At 53.2% G+C, this 712-nt stretch carries 1 rRNA gene; it reads left to right on the forward strand.

The features are described from left to right. A 23S ribosomal RNA gene (locus C0W29_RS21450) occupies positions 1–686 on the forward strand; the annotation flags it as partial. Between the last annotated feature and the right edge of the window lie 26 nt (positions 687–712).

Genomic DNA, 712 nt, shown 5'->3' on the forward strand with positions numbered 1-712 from the left:
TTACGGACAGTGCCTGGTGGGTAGTTTGACTGGGGCGGTCTCCTCCCAAAGAGTAACGGAGGAGCACGAAGGTGGGCTAATCACGGTCGGACATCGTGAGGTTAGTGCAATGGCATAAGCCCGCTTGACTGCGAGAATGACAATTCGAGCAGGTGCGAAAGCAGGTCATAGTGATCCGGTGGTTCTGAATGGAAGGGCCATCGCTCAACGGATAAAAGGTACTCCGGGGATAACAGGCTGATACCGCCCAAGAGTTCATATCGACGGCGGTGTTTGGCACCTCGATGTCGGCTCATCACATCCTGGGGCTGAAGTCGGTCCCAAGGGTATGGCTGTTCGCCATTTAAAGTGGTACGCGAGCTGGGTTTAGAACGTCGTGAGACAGTTCGGTCCCTATCTGCCGTGGGCGTTGGATGATTGAGAGGGGCTGCTCCTAGTACGAGAGGACCGGAGTGGACGAACCGCTGGTGTTCGGGTTGTATCGCCAGATGCATTGCCCGGTAGCTAAGTTCGGAATCGATAACCGCTGAAAGCATCTAAGCGGGAAGCGAGCCTCAAGATGAGTCATCCCTAGACCTTTAAGGTCTCTAAAGGGTTGTTGAAGACTACAACGTTGATAGGTCAGGTGTGTAAGTGCTGCGAGGCATTGAGCTAACTGATACTAATTGCCCGTGAGGCTTAACCATACAACACCCAAGGGGTTTTTCTTCTC

The sequence above is a fragment of the Photobacterium kishitanii genome (genome assembly GCF_003026355.1).
Lineage (GTDB): Bacteria > Pseudomonadota > Gammaproteobacteria > Enterobacterales > Vibrionaceae > Photobacterium > Photobacterium kishitanii.